Below are 17,819 nucleotides of genomic sequence, written 5' to 3'. Positions count from 1 at the left end.
CACCACCCCCGTGACAGTGATAGCCCCCCGTGGCCCGTACGTTGTGACAGCCAGAGCTGTTGGTCCGTCCCGGATGTGCCCACGCGAGGTGTGAACACATCAGCGCCGCGACGGCCCCCAATCCCAGCACCACCTTGCTGCCGCGGCTCATGGATCCACCCGTCCAATCTGTGCTTCGACCAGCGTGTCGTGATGCCATCCCAGCAGGGCCGTGTGTCGGCCCAGGCGCACCGTCACATGGGCCACGCCTCGGCCCGCATGCACGAGGTCCTTCGCGGAGAACTCCTGTCCCGTGAAGCGCTTCGCCGCAAGCTGGAGTGCCGCGGGCGACAGCCCCGCTTGCCCGTGGTCCGGCGCGGTGACGTAGAGGCCACGGGTCATGCCCTGACCGACGAACAGGTACGTGAGCGTTCCCGGAGGCGAGTCCACCACGCGGAACACGTCCGAGCGCTGCATCTCCAATCCAGTGGGACCGAGCTGTGCCTGGGCGACCTCCACGGGTTCACCGAGGGGGAAGCGATTGCGCAGCAACGCCTCCCTGCGGCCGAGGAGCGCGGCCCGGGCGGCGGCCAGTTCAGCGTCGCTGCCGAGCACCGAAAGCAGGGTGTCTGCATCCTCATCCGCGGTCCGCAGCTCGCGCAGCGAAGCACCGAGCCCTCCCGCGTGGGTGGTGGCCTTTGCCATCCGGGTAAGCTCCGCGCCTCGGAAGGAGGCAAGGGCCGTCCGCGCCGTTTCACCCATGTCGACCGCCACCGCGGCGTGGAGGGCCGTGGCGCGGCAGCGCACATCGCGGGCAGGGCATGCATGTTCCTGACGCAGGTAGGCCTGGGTGATCAGCGGCTCGGGGCGTTCGGAGACGAGCGTCCGGGCCTGGATGCGTGACAGGACCTGGATGGCCTCGGCCAGCTCGCCTTTCTCCAGCGCGGCCTTGCCCTTCGCGATGCGGAGGTCCTCCAGCTTCGCGCGAAGTCCGTCCATGACGGAGGCAGGAGCCCGCTCGGTGGACAGGGCTTGCAGCTCCGCCTCCACCGGACCCTCTTCGCCACGCTCCAGCGCGGACCGAGCCCAGGCCTCGCGCAGCTTCACGCGTTCGGCCTCCAGGGGGCCAGTGCCCTTTCCAGAGCCCGCGTAATGGCGGATGAACCTCACGGCGTCGCGATTGTCCATGCCCTGGATGCGCGCGAGCACGAACGCATTCCGCGCCTCGATGTACTCGGGGCTGGATTCACCGCTGGCCTCCAGCAGGTCCGCATGCAGCTCGGCTTCGCGGAGCTGGCCCGCGGCCGTCAGGCGGACCAACTCCGGGACCGAAGGACGGATGAAGAGGAAGCATCCCGCGAGGACGAGCGCGCAGAGCCCCGTCAGCCCGATGCCAATCCGGTCGTGCCATCGCGCGGGGGATTTCGCGCCCCCGGTGCGTCGACGGCGCAGCGCGGTCGCGGCCCACCACCAGGTTCCGGGCCAGAGGCCCAGGATCGCGAACATGGCGAGCGCGCTCTGATCCGGTTCCGCGTAGAACGCGTGCCGTCCGATGAAGGCGGAGACCAGGAAGGGCATGGCGAAGAAGCCCGCAATGGCCACGCCCATCAGGGCTCCGACGCGCCGGTGGAATGCGGAGGTGTCCCGGGCCTGTGTCGGATGGAGGTCGTGTCCCAGCAGGTGGATGAAACCCGGCCTGCCCGCGAACTCGAAACAGACGGTCGCGGACGGGGCTTCAAAGACATCCAATGTCTGGGAAAGGATTCTTCCGCGCAGCGGTTCGAACTCGGGCTCCAGCGACGACCGCGCGGTGATGAAGCCCGCGGCACGGGCCTCCTCGCCCAACGCGGAGTCGGGCAGGGGACCCGCGTGCTCCACGGAAGCCAGGGCACTTGCTCCAGGCCATTGGAGGGCCCGCTTCGAATCCTCCAGCAGACCCTTGTGCGCGGAGAGGGCCTTCGCATCCGGCCATGCACGCACCTGGGTGCGTTCGACGGTCGACACCTTCAGCCACCGGCGGAGCGTCCCCGAGCCCCGGCAGGTGCGGCAGCCCACCATGCCCTTCGTGCAGCGGACGCACTTCTTTGTGCCCTTTCCCCGGCACTCCGTGCAGTTCACCATCCGGTAGCTCTTGCGAGCCCGGCTCATCCGCCGGCCGGACCCGCCGCAGCCGGTGCAACTGGCGCGAAGGGAGCCACGGCACGTGGAGCACGTCACCTGTCCGGCGCCGTGGCAGCCCCCACACACGCCCAGGTGGGAGGACTGCTCGGCCAGGGCCTCCGGAGACGCGCTCCACAGGTCCAGTGTGTCGAGTGAGACGGGGGGCGTGGAGCGGGAACTCCGGGCCGTGTTCGTGCCGCCCGCGTAGGCCTCCTCCGCCCAGGTGCCGGTGCGGACGGCGTACCGGGTGACGAGCCGCCCGTAGCGGAGCATGGACGGGTCGACCCGGGTGATGAGGTCCGCGAAACCGAGGGGCCCCAGCCGCCAGCGCGCCCAGCGGACGGCCGCGGCCCGGGCCTTCGAGTGGATTTCCTCGTCCAGCATCGTGCGGACTCCCCCCGGAGCATGGGTGCTACCCGTCGGGACAGGGGGGGAATTGGACCGTGCCGGAAGGGAAACTGGCAATCCCCCGGAAGGGGGACGGACGGGCGTAGCGGAACGAAAAAGCCCCGGAATCACTTGGGAAAGTGACTCCGGGGCTGCTTGATGGCCAGGGTCAGACTTGAACTGACTACCTGCGGATTATGAGACCGCCGCTCTAACCAGGTGAGCTACCTGGCCGTGAAGCCCCGCCCGTATACCGGGCCAGGGCCGTGACCGCAAGAACTTCGGACGGCGCTCCGAAGGGGGCCTGACAAACCGTCGGAGCGACGACGCCGTTCGCTCGCTGCGTCCAGGTCGGCCCCCTGCCTGGAGGCCAGCCCGACTGCGTCCGGCTCCTCTAGAATGGGCCCATGCCCGTACCGGATTACAACGCCCTGATGCTCCCGCTCCTGGAGCGACTCGCGGATGGGAAGGAGCACCTCGTGCGCGAAGTGCGCGAGTCGCTCGCCACCACGCTGAAGCTGTCGGAGGCGCAGCGCGCGGAGTTGCTTCCCAGCGGCAAGCAGGCCGTTTTCGACAACCGGCTGGGCTGGGCCAAGTTCTACCTGGACAAGGCGGGACTGGTGCGCTCGGTCCGGCGCGGCGTGTATCAGATTACCGAGCGTGGGCGCTCCGTGCTCGCGGAGAAGCCCCACTCCCTGGATGCAGACACCTTGATGCGGTTCAGTGAGTTCAAGGACTTCTTCGCGCGCGGCGGGGATGCGAACGGGGCGGAGCCAGCTCCGTCCGTCGGGGATGCTCCAGCCATCACCCCCGAAGAGGCGCTCGAACGCGCGTACAAGGACCTTCGCAGGACGACCGAGGCGGAGTTGCTCGCGTCGACATTGCAGGCGAGTCCCCGGTTCTTCGAGCGTCTGGTGGTCGAGCTGTTGGTGAAGATGGGCTACGGCGGTTCGCTGGAGGACGCCGGAAAGGCACTCGGCCGCAGCCACGATGGCGGTGTGGACGGGATGATCAAGGAGGACCCCTTGGGCCTCGACGTCATCTACATCCAGGCCAAGCGCTGGCAGAACACCGTGGGGCGTCCCGAGGTCCAGGGCTTCGCCGGGACGCTGGAAGGCGAACGCGCACGCAAGGGCGTCTTCATCACGACCTCCACCTTCTCCAGGGAGGCGCGTGAGTACGTGGCACGCATCGACAAGAAGATCGTCCTCATCGATGGCGCGCAGCTCTCGGGGCTGATGTTCGATTTCGGTATTGGCGTGAACGCGGTGAGCGCCTACGAACTCAAGCGCGTGGATTCCGACTTCTTCTCCGAAGAATAGGCTGAGCGACATGCAGAGCCTGAAGGGGTGGAGACAGAAGGTCCGGCAGCTCAAGACGGAGGTGGCGGCGCTCTTCATCGCGGCCCGGCACCCTGGCGTCCCCTGGTACGCGAAGCTCCTCGCGGTCGTGGTGGTCGCCTACGCGCTGAGCCCCGTGGACCTCATTCCAGACTTCATCCCAGTCCTCGGCCTGCTCGATGACCTGGTCCTCGTCCCACTCGGGATTCTTCTCGTCCGCCGTCTCATTCCTCCCGCCGTGCTCGACGAATGCCGAGAGAGGGCCCGCCAGGAGGCGCACCTGCGCAAGAAGAGCTGGGTCGCGGGGGCGGTCATCATCACCCTCTGGGTGCTGCTCGCGCTGCTGCTCGTGCGGTGGCTCCGACTCCGGGCGGGGTGAGGCGGACACTCGTCAATGGCACGCAAAGTTGCACAGCCATTGGATCAACACAGTCGTGCATTCAAGCCAGGAGCGCACCGCGGAAACGTCCTAGGCTTCCAGGTGCCCCGCCCGTGGGGTGCAACCTCCATCGCAGAAGGAGATTCGATGCGCATGCAGAGGAAGTTCCTTCAGGCTGTTACCGCTGCCCTTGCCGTGCTCCCCGCGGCGGCCTTCGCCTACCCGCCGCAGTGTGACGAAGTCTGCTATGCCCCCGGCGCCCCTTGCGAGACCGTCTGTTTCCTCGGGGCCACTTATTACACCACGTGTGGTGAGTCCGGTTACTGCATCGAGCCCGCTGCCGCGCCGGCTGAGCCCACGGCCTCCGTGATGGAGGCCGGGTCCTTCCAGTCCGACGCCGACGCGCCGGTCTGTGACGGCGCGCAGTCCGCCGAAGCGCGGAACCCGACTCGCGAGGGCTGAGCCGTTTGAAGTCCGGGCGAGGTTCCGGCATCACGTCCGGACCTCGCCCGCTTCAATCCCGCATCGCCCGCAGGCTCAGCGTGCGCCCTCCGTGATTCGGCGTTCACGCTGGCGGAGCAGCGCCGCGGCCCGGGTCCGGACGCTGGCCATGGGGTGCTCGCGGGCTGCATCCTCCAGCGAGGGCACCGCGGCCTCGCCCAGGTCCTTGCGCAGGAAGTCCTCGCAGGTGCCGTGGAACCGGTCACTCACGAGGCAGCGGATGGCGTTCTGGATGACGACCGGCGCGTCGCGGTACGCGGCGTCATTGCGCAGCGCCGCCCGATAGGCCGTCACGCCATCCACCCAGCGGAGGTTGTCGAAGTTGACGTTCCCCTCCAGGTAGCGGACGTAGGCGCTCGTCGGGTACTTCGCCGTCAGCTTCTTCAACGCCGCCAGGGCCGCGTCCCGCCGCTGCGCCTTGATCAACCGATGGGCCTCGTCGATGCCCGGGAGCTGCTCCACGACGGGCTCCCAGGCCGTGGCGCCCGTGGAAGCCTCCGCCCGTGCTTCCTCCGCCGCCGGGGCCCTGGGCGACGGCGGCTCCGAGGCCACGGGCGCCGGGTCCGCGGACCTTGACGCCAATGCCCACCAGCCAAGGCCCGCCACGGCCAGGGAGAGCACCGCCGCGCCTCCCACCACCCGTCGCGAGCGGCCCCCGCCGGGCGGGGGCGTGATGGGGCGAGACGGGATCGTGGCCTCGGACTCCTCCTTCCTGGCCACGGCCTCCGTCGGGAGCGCGCGGGGCGGTGCTCGGACGTTCCGGGTCGCGAGCACTTCCTCCCTGGGCCGCGACGGCGTGGGCGAGGAGGCGCGCGGCCCTCCCAGTGCATCACCAGCCACGGGCGCCATGGGGGACGCCGCCGGTCCCGGCCAGGCCCCTTCGAGCGCGGCCAGGAACTCCGTGGCGGACTGGAAGCGATCCCCCGGAGCCTTCTCCATCGCCTTCGCCAGCGTCGCTTCGAGTTCCGCGGAGAAGCCAGCGTCAGGGGCGGCGTCGCGCAACCGGGGCGGTGGCACCTCGCGCTGCATGCGCAGCAGCTCCGCGTTGCTGGAGGCGTTGAAGGGCTTCTTTCCGGTAAGCAGCTCGTAGAGCAGCACGCCGGTGGCGTACAGATCCGTGGGCGGGCCCACCGACTCACCATGGATCTGCTCCGGGGCCATATAGGACGGGGTCCCGAGCATCATCCCCGAAGTGAGGCCCGTCACCTCGTCGCGGAGCTTGGCCAGCCCGAAGTCGAGGATGCGCACCTGCTCCCCGAGCCCCACGGCGTGGGTGACGATGATGTTCTCCGGCTTGATGTCCCGGTGGATGATCCCCTGCGCATGCGCGTGGGCCAGGCCCGCGAGCACCTGCCGCACGGCGCCCAGGGCTCGGGGCGGCGGCAGGGCTCCATCGCCCAGCAGCCCTCGCAGCGTGTCCCCCGTGACGAAGTCCATCACCATGTACGGCGATTCCTGATCCATGCCGAAGTCGATGACCGACACGCAGCACGGATGGGTGAGGCGGCTCATCGCGCGCGCCTCCACCTGGAAGCGCTTGCGGAAGTCCTCGTCCCGGGCGGCCCAGGCGTGGAGGAACTTGATGGCGACGGGCTTGCCCACCTCCAGCCGCTCGCCCCGGTACACCATGCCCATGCCCCCGGCGGCGAGTCGCTCGATGATGCGGTAGCGCTCCTGCAACACCGAGCCGATGCGTGGATCCGAAACGGCCGTGGGCTCATTCATGGGCGCGCAAGATAGCAAGTGCCTGGGAGGGTGGGGCGGAGGGGCCTTCACACCTGCTTGCGCGCCAGGCCCAGAGGCTCTCCAGGTCCGGGTCCAGCCCTGGATGGAGGTGGGCTGCTGCCATTGAAACATTGAAACCGTGGTGATTAGCCGAGGGTGGCTGACTCAGCAGGTCGGAGGATGGTGCGAAGTCGTTTCAATCAGGCCGATTTGCTCATCCATGCGGCTCAAGCGCATGAGAGGTTCTGGAGCAACCTGGCAGGTACGAGCACCTGCGAGATCAAGACGTTGCCAGAAATGAGAAGAGGGGCTGATGGGAAATCCCCATCAGCCCCTCCTCTGACAATCTGAAACGAGGAACGACCAGCTTCTACAGCTGCGTCAAAACACCCGACGACTAACGCGCCTTCGGGCCGCCGCGAACGTGGATCTTGATCTTCATGTCGTGCCTCCTTTCGAATTGAACGCTACGTGTATTTAAAGATGGATGTCAAATCGATCCAACGATTAATCTGCAACGCATTGCGGCGATGCGAATGAAGTCCCGCGTCGCATCAAGGTGCCCGTACTCAGACAATGGGGGCGTGAATCACAAAGCAGTGGCCGAGGTGTTGACACGGCGCGACCATTAAGGCGACCTTGGTTCGAGGACCATGGCATATCCCTTCGAGCGGACCCTTCGTTCCCTGAACTACGAGTCGGACACGCGCCTCGTGTTCGTCGCTCTGATGGTGTTGTGCGCCGGCGGGCTCATCGCCTGGTCGCTGTTCGCCAAGGTCCCGCTCGTCAAGGCCAGCTCACAGGCCCGGATCGAGCCACACAACGCCGTCCATCGCATCGAGCCGCCCAGCGCGGGCAGGGTCGTGCTCTCGCGGCTCAAACTCGACCAGGAGGTCAAGGAAGGCGACCTTCTCATCGAGTTCGACGCACGGGCCGAGCACCTCGAGCTCGAGCGGAGTAGGGCGACGCTCGCCGCGACCGAGAAGGAGCTCGCCATCATCCGCCAGCAGATCACCAACAAGCGCGAAGAGGCGGCTTTGACGGCACGGGTGGACGAGGTCGCAATCAAGGAGGCGCTGGGGCGGGAGCAGGAGCTCGCGCCCAGGCACCGGCTCGCTGTGGAGCGCGAGCAGCTGGCCCTCAAGAGCCCGACGGGCTCGGTCTCGGAGATGGAGAAGCTCGAGCGCACGACCGACGTCGACGCGCTCCGCTTCGCGCAGACGGCGCAGGGCCTGGCGCTCACCCGACTGCGGCACGAGCAGAACGTGCGCCGTCAAGCCCTCGCCGCGCAGCTGCTGGGACTCGAGCGCGAGGCGCTGGGCGCCGAGGGGCGGATCCGGGAGCTCCAGGGCACCATCGACCGCCTCGAGTACCAGATCGAGCGGAAGCTGTATCGGGCGCCGGCCACGGGCCACCTGGTCGACGTGGCGGAGCTCGGCGCGGGAGCGTTCATCGCCGACGGGCAGCGGGTCGGCACCATCGTCGCGAGCGATGCCGAGGTGCGGGTGCGCGCCCGTTTCCCGAAGGAGGTCGTCGGATTGATCCAGCCCGGTCAAACGGCGCGCCTCAAGCTCGACGGCTACCCGATGACCATCTACGGGACGGTCCCCGCCAGGGTGACGGCCGTCGGGACCGAGCCCGGCCAGACCGCCACGCCCGAGGCCATCCCCGGTACGGTGCGCGTCGAGCTCAAGTTCGCACCGCCGGACGATCCGCGCATCCAGCTGCGCCACGGCATGACCCTGGTGGTGGAGGTCGAGGTCGCGCGGGCGTCGCCTGTCGCGCTGCTGATGCGGGCGGTCGGCGAATGGAATCCGCAGCCTGAAGAACAGCCCACGACCGTGTTTCGGCCCGAAGCCGAGGCCCGCTGACCATGACTTCTCCCAGGCGCCGGCGCCCGATCATTCCCGAGGTGATCCAGATCTCGGCGACGGATTGCGGCCCCGCTTCACTCAAGAGCCTGTTCGCGGGGATGGGCGCCGAGCTCAACTATCGCGTCCTTCGCGAAGTGTGTCAGACGGACGTCGATGGCACCTCGATCGTTACCTTGGATGAGGTCGCGAACCAGCTCGGGCTCGACTCCGAGCAGGTGATGCTTCCGCTCGATCACGTGGTGGTCCCCGAAGCCAAGGCGCTTCCCGCCATCATCGTCACGCTCAGCGCGGGAGGACGGCCGCACTTCGTGGTGCTGTGGAATCGCGTCGGCCCGTTCATCCAGGTCATGGACCCGGCGGCGGGCCGTCACTGGACCCGGATTTCGACGCTGCTGAGCCACCTGTACCAGCACACCACGTCCGTTCCGGCGGAAGGCTGGCGCGAATGGGCCGGGTCCGAGGAGGCGGTCGCGACGTTCGAGCGCCGCCTGCTGGACCTGGGTGCGACCGAGGCGCGGGCGCTGGTTGCCCGGGCGATCGAGGACCCCGGGTATCTGCCGATCGCCAGGCTCGACGCCGCATGCCGGGCGTCCGAGGCGATGATCCGCGCGGGCGCCGTCCGGCGAGGCCGGACGGCGGCGGGGCTGCTGCAATCCATGATTGCGAAGGACGCTTCCGGCGAAGTGCCCATTCCCGCTGCCTATTGGTCCGTTCGCCCCAACCCCGAGGTGGAGGGCGAGCTGTCCATGACCGGCGCGGTGCTGATGCGGGTCCGCGGTTGGCGCGAGGCTTCGCGCGCAGGCGAAGACGCGCCGAGAGCCGTGCTCGCGAGCGACCTGGCCACGGAGCTCGTCGCCAAGCAGGTGAGCCCGGCGCGAACGCTGCTCCGCCTGCGAGGCGAAGATTCGTGGGTCGTTCCGGGCCTGATCGCGGTGGGACTGGTGTTCGCCACCTTCGGGCGGATCCTGCAAGCGCTGATGCTCCGTGGCGTGCTCGACCTGGGGCGCGACCTTGGCACGTTCGCGCAGCGTGCGACGGGCATGGCCGTTCTCGCGGGTGTCGCGCTCTGCTTCATGCTCATCCAAATCCCCATTTCATTGGGATTGCTCGGCATCGGCCGCCGGCTCGAGGTGCGGCTGCGGAAGGCGTATTTCGAGAAGCTCCCCGAGATGGAGGACCGCTATTTCCAGAGCCGGCTCGCCTCCGACATGGCGTCTCGCACGCACAACATCCAGGCGATGCGGTCGCTGCCGCTCCTGCTCTCGCAGGCCCTGATCCTGTCGCTCGAAGTCGCGAGCATCACCGCCGCGCTCATCTGGGCCGCACCGCACGCATGGCACATCGTGCTCGCGCTCGCGGCGGTCACGCTGCTCGTGCCGCTGGTCGCGCAGAAGCTGCTCTTCGAGCCCGACCTGCGCGTGCAGATGCACTCAGGCGCGCTCAGCGGATTCACCCTGAACGCGCTCGTCGGGCTCACGCCGATCCGGATCCACGGCGCCGAGCGGTCGCTGCGCCGCGCGCAGGAGACCTTGCTCGTCAGCTGGAGCAAGGCGCGCTATTGGCTCCAGACGCTGTCGGTCGGGTTCGAAGGCGGGCTGATGCTGGGGAGCTACGGCCTCGTCATGCTGCTCGTCTATTCGTACCTCGAGGGCACCGATCGGGCTTCGCTGGTGTTGTTGGTCGTCTATTGGGCGCTGCGGTTCCCCATCCTCGGCCAGCGGCTGATGATGCTGAGCCGCGCGTTCCCGAATGCGATGAACCGGGTTCGCCGGCTCCTCGACGTCATCGGCGACATCAAGGATCCGCCGGCCCGGTCCGAGGCGCCAGTGCAGGAGCCTGTCGCGCCCGCGGACGCCGCGAGCGGCGTTTCGATCGTGATGGAGAAGGTCCGCGTGAAAGGCGGCGGTCACACCATCCTCGACAAGGTTTCCTTGAACATCGCCCCCGGCGAGCACGTGGCCGTGGTCGGTGTCTCCGGAGCAGGCAAGTCGACGCTGGTCGGCCTCTTGCTCGGCTGGCTGCGGCCGGCGCGCGGCGAGATCAAGGTCGACGGGCAGGTGCTCGATCAGGCCGCTGTCGAGCGGCTGCGGCGCACCACGGCCTGGGTGGATCCGTCGATCAGTCTCTGGAACCAGAGCCTCATCGACAACCTCCGGTATGGCAACGACGGCGCGCACGGCTGGTCACTGTCGGGGGCGCTCAAGGGCGCCGAGATGCTCGACATCCTCGAGGCGCTTCCAGACGGGCTGCAGACGTCGTTGGGCGAAGGCGGAGGGCTGGTCTCGGGCGGCCAGGGGCAGCGCGTGCGCCTGGCGCGCGCGATGCTTCGCTCCGGCGTGCGCCTGGCCATCCTCGATGAGCCCTTTCGCGGTCTCGATCGCGACCGGCGCGCGCGGCTCCTCGCCGAGTCCCGGCGGCTCTGGGCGGACATCACGCTCCTCTGTGTCACCCACGACGTCGAGCACACCCAGGAGTTCGATCGGGTGCTCGTGATCGAGAACGGTCGGATCCTCGAGAACGGGCCGCCGAAGGAGCTGCTCGCGAACAAGGAGTCGCGGTACGCCGTGCTCCTTCGCGCCGACCAGGAGAATCGCACGCTGCTCTGGGGCGGTGGGCGCTGGCGCCATTGGTGGCTTTCGGACGGCCAGCTGGTGGAGAGGCCGGCGCCGAAGCCGGTGGAGACGCCGGTCGCGGAGCCCGTCGCAGGCAAGCTGGAGCTGGCGGGATGACGCGCTCGCACTCCGACCTGTTGTGGCCGGTCGAGCGACTGCCCGACGCGCTGGAGCAGCTGGCGCAGCGGCAAGGCTATGGCAGGACCGCGGGCGAAATTGCTCCGCCCGCGGCGGCCGTCGAGCCGAGCCGGGTCTGGATGTTCGCGCTCGGAGATCGACTCGGCGTGGAGCTCGAGCCGATCACGCCGCTCTACCACGAGCTGCCCGACGTCCTCGAACGCGCCGCGCCCTGCATCCTCCAGGTCCGGCGAGACGGTGTCCCGTCCTATCTGGTGCTGCTGGGGACGCGGCGCGGGAAGCTGCGCCTGCTCGCGCGCGACGCCACGGTGGTTTCGGTCGAGAAGAAGAGCGCGCTCGCGCTCCTGCGCGAAGAGCAGGAAGCCACCGTCGCCGAGGTGGACCAGCTGCTCGGCGGCGTGGAGATGTCGCCCCGTGCGCGCGAGCAAGCCCGCTCACGGATGCTGCTGCAGCGGCTCGGCCAGGCGCAGCTGCGCACCGGCTGGATCATGCGCCCCAGGCGCACCGCGAGCCGGCGGACGCTGCTCGGCGACATCCCGTCGCTCGTCGCCGGCATCCTCGTGAGCCACACGCTCCTCTCGCTGGTGCTGGCGGGCTCGTTCTGGTTGCTCGGTCGCGCCGCGCTCCAGGCCCACCTCGAGACCGGCTGGTTCCTGGGGTGGATCGCCGTGATCGCGTGCGCGATTCCGCTGCGCATGCTCGAGGTGTGGTGGCAGGGCGTGTTCTCGATCCGGCTCGGAACGCTGCTGAAGCAGCAGCTCCTTGCGGGAACCCTCAAGCTGACCCCCGACGAGGTGCGGCTCGACGGCATCGGCCGCCATTTCGGCCGCGTCGCCGAGGCCGAGGTCGTCGAGCAGCTTGCGGTCGGCGGCGCCCTGCTCGCGGTGTTGTCGCTCGTCGACTTGATCCTGGCGGGCGTCATCCTCGTGCTCGGGGCGGGAGGGTGGCCCCAGGCGATGGTGCTCGTCCTGTGGGTCGTGGTCGCGTTCGTCCTCGCGCGCCGCCACTACGGCGTCCAGCGGGCGTGGTCGAGCGCGCGCGTCGAGATCACCCACGACCTGCTCGAGCGCATGCTCGGCCATCGAACGCGGCTGGCGCAGCTTCCACTCGAGCGCTGGCATGACGGCGAAGACGTCCGCTTGAGTTCCTATTCCGAGATCTCGAAGGTCATGGATCGCCGGACCATGCAGCTGACCGCGCTCCTGCGCGACGGCTGGTTGGTGCTCGCCCTGCTGACCTTGCTGCCGGCGTTCAGCAGCGGCACGGCCAATGCCAGCGCGCTGGCGGTGTCCGTGGGCGGCATCTTGCTCGCGCTGCGAGCCTTCGACGAGGTCGCCGTCTACTTCCAGCAGGTCTCCCAGGCGGCGGTGTCGTTCGAGCAGATCCGCGACTTGTTGCTCGCGGTGGGGCGCCCCGAGCTCGAGTCGAAAGTCCCTCTCGAAATGGAGGGAGGCAAACCCACCGACGCCGCCAGCGGAACCCTCATCGAGGCGCGGGGCGTGACCTTCCGGCACGACGCGCGCACCCGGCCGGTGCTCGAGAACTGCTCGTTCCAGATCGCGCAGGGCGACCGCATCCTGCTGGAGGGCCCATCGGGCGGTGGCAAGTCGACGCTGGTGTCGCTGTTGACGGGCCTGAGGACGCCGCAGGGCGGTGTGATGCTGCTGCACGCGTTGGACCGCGCGACGTTCGGCTCCTCGGGCTGGCGCAAGCGCATCACCGCCGCGCCCCAGTTCCACGAGAACCACGTCCTGTCCGGCAGCTTCGCGTACAATCTCCTGCTCGGGCGCGAGTGGCCGACCTCGCCCGAGCTGCGGACCAAAGCCGCCGCGCTGTGCAAGGAGCTTGGGCTGGACGAGCTGATCGCCAAGATGCCCGCCGGCCTCGAGGAGATGATCGGCGAGACCGGCTGGCAACTCTCGCACGGCGAGAAGAGCCGGCTCTACATCGCGCGCACGCTGCTGCAGGGGGTCGAGCTGGTCATCCTTGACGAGAGCTTCGCCTCCCTCGATCCCGAGACCATGCGGGTCGCGCAGCGCTGCGTTCTCAACCACGCGAAAGCCCTCGTGGTCGTCAGCCACCCATGAGACATCGATTCAAGCTCGCCCTCCTCGCGACGATCTGCTCCGGGTGCGAGCTGATCCGTCCCGTCGTCGTCGAACCGCCTCTGGCGCCGAGCAGCTACTCGACCGCCGTCGAGCTGCGCACCGAGCCGTCCCAACCGTCCAGCGCGCCCGAGGGCGGGGTTCCAAGCCCGCAGCCGCCGAAGGAGGGCGTGTCCGCGCAGCCAGCCGAGCCCGTCACCCAGGACGCAGTCTGGTGGACGGCGTTCGCCGATCCGGCTCTCGACACGGCCATCCAGGAGTGCTTCGGCGACAACCTGGCCCTGCGCGACGCGCGGGAGCTGATCTACGAGAACCAGCTCGACCCCGCCGTGCCGCAAGGTTGGTGGTACCCGCTCCAGGTCGGCATCCTGAACCCGGCGGGGCTGAGTCATGTCGTTGCCAACGTTCCGCCCGCGCCGCCAACCCGGACCGAGTACAGCGTCGCCACCGTCGGTGTCGGCGTGGCCTACCAGGTCGACCTGTTTGGAGCCCTCGATGCGCAGCGGCGCGCGGGATTGAACTTCGCCGAGCAGCAGCGGCAGCTCACCGAGGCCCGCGTCCAGGACCTCGCGGTGCGGGTCACCCAGATCTGGTTCGACATCCTCGAGGCCCGCGCGCTCCGGGACCTCACGCTGCGGCAGATCGACTACAACAAGGAGCTGCTCCGGCTGATTCGAGCGCGGTTCGAGCAGCACCTCACGCCCCGGATCGTGGTGCTGCAGCAGGAGCAGCTGCTGGTGAACCTCGAATCACAGGTGCCACTGATCGCCACCCGGAACGCGCTCTTGAATTCGGAGCTGAAGGCGCTGCTGGGCCGGGTACCCAGCCCCGTCGACGACGTCGTTCCACTCGATCGACAGCTTCCCGATCTCCCGCCCCCACCGAAACTCGGAACGCCGGGCGACCTGAACGAGAACACGCCCGAGATGCGGCTCGCGGAGCTGCGCGTCGCCGAGGTCGAGCACCGCATCAACGCGAACCTGGCGAGCTGGCTTCCGACGATCCAACTGGTGGGCAACGTGGGCGTTTCGAAGTACGGCCTCAAGGAGCCGGTCCTGGGCGATTCCGTCGCAGGGGTGAACCTGACCTGGGCCCTGTTCGATGGAAGGCGGGTCACCGAGTACATGCGACTGCCGATCCAGCTCCAGCGTCGCCACGTCCAATACCAGCTCGCGCTGCACACCGCGATCGGACGGGTGCAGGATGCCGTGGTCCAGGAGGAGAACGAGGCGACGAGCCTGCGCAGCCTGCGTGCGCAGGTCCAGCTCGGGCGGCAGCTCCTGGACGAGGCGAGGCGGCTCTTCGAGCAGGGGCACTCGGACTACCTGACGGTGCTCACCGCCCTGACGAATCTGGTCGGGCTCGAGCGCGCAAGTCTGCAAGCGCAACGGCTGTTGCTCAACCATCGCGTCGAGGTCTATCGCTCGCTCGGCGGCACCTGGTCGCGCGACGTCACACTGGAGCGGGAGTGAGAAGCCATGGCACAGCTGCAAGCGGATGAGATGCTCTACATTCCCAATCGAAGGCGGCTCACGCACGACCGGATCGACGCAGGGAATGGCCAGCAGGTCCTGCACCTCTTCTATGGCGAGGTGGAGCTCATCTTCGACGAGCCGGACATCGCGCCCTTGGGGGAGAAGCTGCTCCAGGTCGAGCAATTTCAAGCCTCCGACGCCATGGCGTGGTCTGACGGCGCGCCCCATTCCTGGGACAAGATCCGGGACCTGCTCGAAGCATTGATTGAACAGCGGGTGTTGAGGCGGGTCTCGGATGCGCCCACGGGCCGCACCGCGGTGTCCTACCCTGAGCGGTTGGGTGAGGTGCCCGCCGGGCGTGAGCCGCTCACGTTCAGCGCCCACGACAATCGTTGCCCCTTTCTGACCGAACAGGCGTTCGGACGGGCTTTCGAGCTCTCGAACCTCGAGGTGGTCGTGCCGGTCTACCGCGTGGCGCATCCGGCGCTCGACGGTGACGGCCGGCAGGTGGGCGAGAACAACGTCGCACCGCGCACCTTGTTCCTTGATCTCCCAACCGTGCGCAAGCAGTGCCACTACGCGGGGAGCCGGTACCAGAGCGAACTCCCGATGAACGTGACCGCCATGAAGGCCATGGCGCGTCAGTGGCCGGACCTGCTCTCGCTGACCGAGCAGTTCCGCAAGGCCTTCCTCGCGCGCATGCCGCCCCGGACCCCGGGCGTGCTCACCGCGGGCGAGCTCCACCTGATGGTCGTCTGCACGCTCGCGTCGGTCGGGTACGTGATGGTGCGGGGCACCCAGCCGGTGCCGAACGGAGAGCTCGACAGCGGGCTCGCGGCCATGTTCCGGCTGATCGACGGCGTTCGCCTGGTCACCAACGACCTGGTGCGTGACGCCCCCGAGCAGCCCGTCACCGCGCAAACGATTCTGGACTATGCCGAGCGTCACGCGGTCTTCCATGGTCCGCACGGCGTGTGCGCCGGGCCGCCGGCGCTGATCAGCGAATATCTGCAGGTGTTGACCGGCCTGGCCCCTGCACCCATCGAGGCCCAGCCCGACATCGCAGCGCGCCTCGGCGATCTCGACGCCGCGATCGATTACGGCCTGCTCGGGCAGCGCGTCGAATCGGTGGTCCGCTTCCTCGGAGCGACCCAGGGGCTGCTCCACGAACGGCTTCGGGCGGCGTTCGCCGGACACCTCCCGCGCACCGCGCTGCAAGAGTGCGTGGAGGCGCCCATCGATGTCGCGCATTACCCGTTGCTCCGGGACGATTTCCCACTCGCCGAGACATACCAGCGCGAGATCAAGCTCAGCCGCTGGTTGTTCGCGCGCATCGGCGAGGCGTTCCCGGGCACGCCACAGGGCACCTCGCTGGACGAGCTGGCGAAGCTGGATCCCGCCGAGCAGGCCACGAGCCAGCGGCGACTGGCCGAGCTCTTCGCGCATGGGCTGCCGGGAGACAAGGTCGTGGCGGAGCCCCTCTGCGGTGAGCTCGCTGGCGTCGCTGCCAGCGCGTTCGCCCTCGAGCGCCGGTGCCTGCGCGTCGTCGAGCGCGAGCAAGCGATGCTGAACCAGCGGCTCCGGCGCCCGGATCACCCCCTGACCGGCACAGACCTGGCTGTGTTCACGCGGCCGCGCAATGGCCCCCCGTTGGCGGAGACCCTCGCGCGCGGCCTGGGCGTCTCGGTCACCAGCGACTCTGCCTCGACCGTGCTGGGCTACGGTGAGAGCAGCCTCACGTTGAAGGACTAGAGGGTTCGATGCATCCAGAGCTTGTCCGCCGCTTCCACGAACCGATTCGCGATGAGGCTGCGCGCCGGTATGGCCTGTCGCCCGAGCAGCTCACCGAGCTCGCGGCCTTCGAGAACTTCGTCTACGAGGCGGAGAACGACGACGGCGAGGGCGTGATCTTGCGCATCTCGCACAGTACGCGGCGAACGATCGACTACACGCTGGGGGAGGTCGAGTTCGTTCGCTATCTGGCCGCCGCGCGCATTCCCATCGCCTCGCCGATCCTCTCCGAGTCGGGGCAGTTCGTGGAGCGGATCGAAGATCGCGAGCCCGGCAGCTACTTCGTCGCCACCGCGTTCGAGCGCGCGCCGGGCATCGTCTTCGACGACGCGCCTCCGCTCAAGGAGCGCTACTGGAAGGCCCCCCTGTTCCGCGACATGGGCCGGCTGTTCGCGCGGCTCCACAACCGCGCCCAGACCTACGCGCCTTCGAGCCCCAGGCTCAAGCGCCAGGAATGGCATGAGTACGACGTGGTCGACATCAACCGGTTCGCGCCTCCCGAGGAGAAGCTCGTTCGCGAGCGCACCGCGGCGATCATCGCGCGATTGAACCAGCTACCGCGAACACCGGAGAGCTACGGGCTGATCCACGCCGATCTCCACATGCACAACTTCTGCTTCGCCGAAGGGAAGATCACCGCGTTCGACTTCGACAACTGCGAGTACGCGTGGTTCGTCAAGGACATCGCGGTCCTCCTCTTCTACATCGCGCGAGGCGAGGAGCGAGAGGCGCGCGACGAAGCGGTCGCCGCGTTCCTGGGGCCGTTCCTCGAAGGGTATCGAGAGCTCCGACCGATGGAGCGCGAGTGGCTCGCGGCCGTGCCGGACCTGCTCGCGCTCCAGCGCTCGATGAATTACGCGCTGTTCCACCAGTACCGCGACCCGGCCGTGCTCGACGAGAGCACGCTCGACCGGTGGGGGCGGTTCCGGCGCGACATCGAAGCGGACACACCCGTCCTGCAGATTGATTTCACGAGCTTCTAGCGCATCAGAGGGATGGGGGCCCTGTGGAGGGGGCGGGAGGGTACAGTGGATGAAATGACTCTCATCCCGCTTGTCGCTCTCCTCGCATCCACAGCAACCGCAGGTGACGTGCCGCGCTCGGGCTATTTCGGCGCGGGCGTCAATCTAGAGCCCCTCTCACTGGGGCCCGTCCAGGCGTTCTCGGGCGGACGGGTCGCGGTAGGCATCAGCCTCCAGGCCGCGCTCCAGGTGGACCTCGGTTCCCGGTGGGCGTTCCGCCTGCCGCTGGAGGTGGGGACAGGTGGCTCGGGAGATTCCACCTTCTCCGAGGTGGGCCTCACCCCGGGACTGCTCTACCGCTGGCGCAACGATGCAGCCCAGCGATGGGTTC

Annotated in this window: 12 protein-coding genes and 1 tRNA gene; 9 read left to right on the top strand and 4 right to left on the bottom strand. The window is 68.4% G+C overall.

All coding sequences use genetic code 11. The features are described 5' to 3' along the window. The 3 genes from D7V80_RS44020 to D7V80_RS33335 form a co-directional block, all read right to left on the bottom strand. The coding region (locus D7V80_RS44020) for a YHYH domain-containing protein (RefSeq protein ID WP_370452579.1) at positions 1-100 on the bottom strand (100 nt) is incomplete at its 3' end. Positions 101-147: 47 nt separating this feature from the next. Beyond that, positions 148-2,523 (bottom strand): hypothetical protein, encoded by a 2,376-nt coding sequence (locus D7V80_RS33340; RefSeq protein ID WP_120591950.1) that lies wholly within the window; start codon positions 2,521-2,523, stop codon positions 148-150. Positions 2,524-2,686: 163 nt separating this feature from the next. Then, positions 2,687-2,760 (bottom strand) — tRNA-Ile (locus D7V80_RS33335). Between the two features lie 173 nt (positions 2,761-2,933). Here D7V80_RS33335 and D7V80_RS33330 point away from each other — a divergent pair. After that, positions 2,934-3,848 (top strand): restriction endonuclease, encoded by a 915-nt coding sequence (locus tag D7V80_RS33330; protein WP_120591949.1) that lies wholly within the window; start codon positions 2,934-2,936, stop codon positions 3,846-3,848. Positions 3,849-3,858: 10 nt separating this feature from the next. Next, the gene (locus tag D7V80_RS33325) at positions 3,859-4,245 is read left to right on the top strand and encodes a YkvA family protein (protein WP_120591948.1); all 387 of its coding nucleotides are present in this window, start codon (positions 3,859-3,861) and stop codon (positions 4,243-4,245) included. A 537-nt stretch (positions 4,246-4,782) separates the two neighbouring features. Here D7V80_RS33325 and D7V80_RS42375 read toward each other — a convergent pair. Further along, positions 4,783-6,471 carry a serine/threonine-protein kinase gene (locus tag D7V80_RS42375; RefSeq protein ID WP_199738919.1) on the bottom strand — a complete coding sequence of 563 codons (1,689 nt, stop codon included), beginning with the start codon at positions 6,469-6,471 and terminating at the stop codon, positions 4,783-4,785. A gap of 653 nt (positions 6,472-7,124) precedes the next feature. On the opposite strand from D7V80_RS42375, the gene D7V80_RS33310 reads away from it, so the two are divergent. The 7 genes from D7V80_RS33310 to D7V80_RS33280 form a co-directional block, all read left to right on the top strand. Next, the gene (locus D7V80_RS33310; protein WP_120591945.1) at positions 7,125-8,342 is read left to right on the top strand and encodes an HlyD family secretion protein; all 1,218 of its coding nucleotides are present in this window, start codon (positions 7,125-7,127) and stop codon (positions 8,340-8,342) included. Positions 8,343-8,344: 2 nt separating this feature from the next. Next, the gene (locus D7V80_RS33305) at positions 8,345-11,074 is read left to right on the top strand and encodes an ATP-binding cassette domain-containing protein (protein ID WP_120591944.1); all 2,730 of its coding nucleotides are present in this window, start codon (positions 8,345-8,347) and stop codon (positions 11,072-11,074) included. Beyond that, positions 11,071-13,182: an ABC transporter ATP-binding protein gene (locus D7V80_RS33300; protein WP_120591943.1), complete on the top strand. Its 2,112-nt coding sequence runs from the start codon at positions 11,071-11,073 to the stop codon at positions 13,180-13,182. Before D7V80_RS33305 ends, D7V80_RS33300 begins: the two co-directional genes overlap by 4 nt. Further along, the gene (locus D7V80_RS33295) at positions 13,179-14,672 is read left to right on the top strand and encodes a TolC family protein (protein WP_120591942.1); all 1,494 of its coding nucleotides are present in this window, start codon (positions 13,179-13,181) and stop codon (positions 14,670-14,672) included. Before D7V80_RS33300 ends, D7V80_RS33295 begins: the two co-directional genes overlap by 4 nt. A 6-nt stretch (positions 14,673-14,678) precedes the next feature. Further along, positions 14,679-16,427: a hypothetical protein gene (locus D7V80_RS33290; protein WP_120591941.1), complete on the top strand. Its 1,749-nt coding sequence runs from the start codon at positions 14,679-14,681 to the stop codon at positions 16,425-16,427. 8 nt (positions 16,428-16,435) lie between these two features. Further along, the gene (locus D7V80_RS33285) at positions 16,436-17,449 is read left to right on the top strand and encodes a phosphotransferase enzyme family protein (protein WP_120591940.1); all 1,014 of its coding nucleotides are present in this window, start codon (positions 16,436-16,438) and stop codon (positions 17,447-17,449) included. A 108-nt stretch (positions 17,450-17,557) separates the two neighbouring features. Beyond that, a partial coding sequence (locus tag D7V80_RS33280) for a hypothetical protein (RefSeq protein ID WP_147447289.1) occupies positions 17,558-17,819 on the top strand: 262 nt, incomplete at its 3' end.

This window comes from Corallococcus sp. CA054B, from assembly GCF_003611625.1.
Lineage (GTDB): Bacteria > Myxococcota > Myxococcia > Myxococcales > Myxococcaceae > Corallococcus > Corallococcus coralloides.
The sequence above is the reverse complement of the archived record's forward strand: the minus strand, read 5'-3'. Positions and strand labels throughout refer to the sequence as shown.

Coding starts and splice junctions, on each gene's coding strand:
- D7V80_RS33340 (WP_120591950.1), bottom strand. CDS start 2,523: ATGCTGGACGAGGAAATCCACTCGAAGGCCCGGGCCGCGGCCGTCCGC.
- D7V80_RS33330 (WP_120591949.1), top strand. CDS start 2,934: ATGCCCGTACCGGATTACAACGCCCTGATGCTCCCGCTCCTGGAGCGA.
- D7V80_RS33325 (WP_120591948.1), top strand. CDS start 3,859: ATGCAGAGCCTGAAGGGGTGGAGACAGAAGGTCCGGCAGCTCAAGACG.
- D7V80_RS42375 (WP_199738919.1), bottom strand. CDS start 6,471: ATGAATGAGCCCACGGCCGTTTCGGATCCACGCATCGGCTCGGTGTTG.
- D7V80_RS33310 (WP_120591945.1), top strand. CDS start 7,125: ATGGCATATCCCTTCGAGCGGACCCTTCGTTCCCTGAACTACGAGTCG.
- D7V80_RS33305 (WP_120591944.1), top strand. CDS start 8,345: ATGACTTCTCCCAGGCGCCGGCGCCCGATCATTCCCGAGGTGATCCAG.
- D7V80_RS33300 (WP_120591943.1), top strand. CDS start 11,071: ATGACGCGCTCGCACTCCGACCTGTTGTGGCCGGTCGAGCGACTGCCC.
- D7V80_RS33295 (WP_120591942.1), top strand. CDS start 13,179: ATGAGACATCGATTCAAGCTCGCCCTCCTCGCGACGATCTGCTCCGGG.
- D7V80_RS33290 (WP_120591941.1), top strand. CDS start 14,679: ATGGCACAGCTGCAAGCGGATGAGATGCTCTACATTCCCAATCGAAGG.
- D7V80_RS33285 (WP_120591940.1), top strand. CDS start 16,436: ATGCATCCAGAGCTTGTCCGCCGCTTCCACGAACCGATTCGCGATGAG.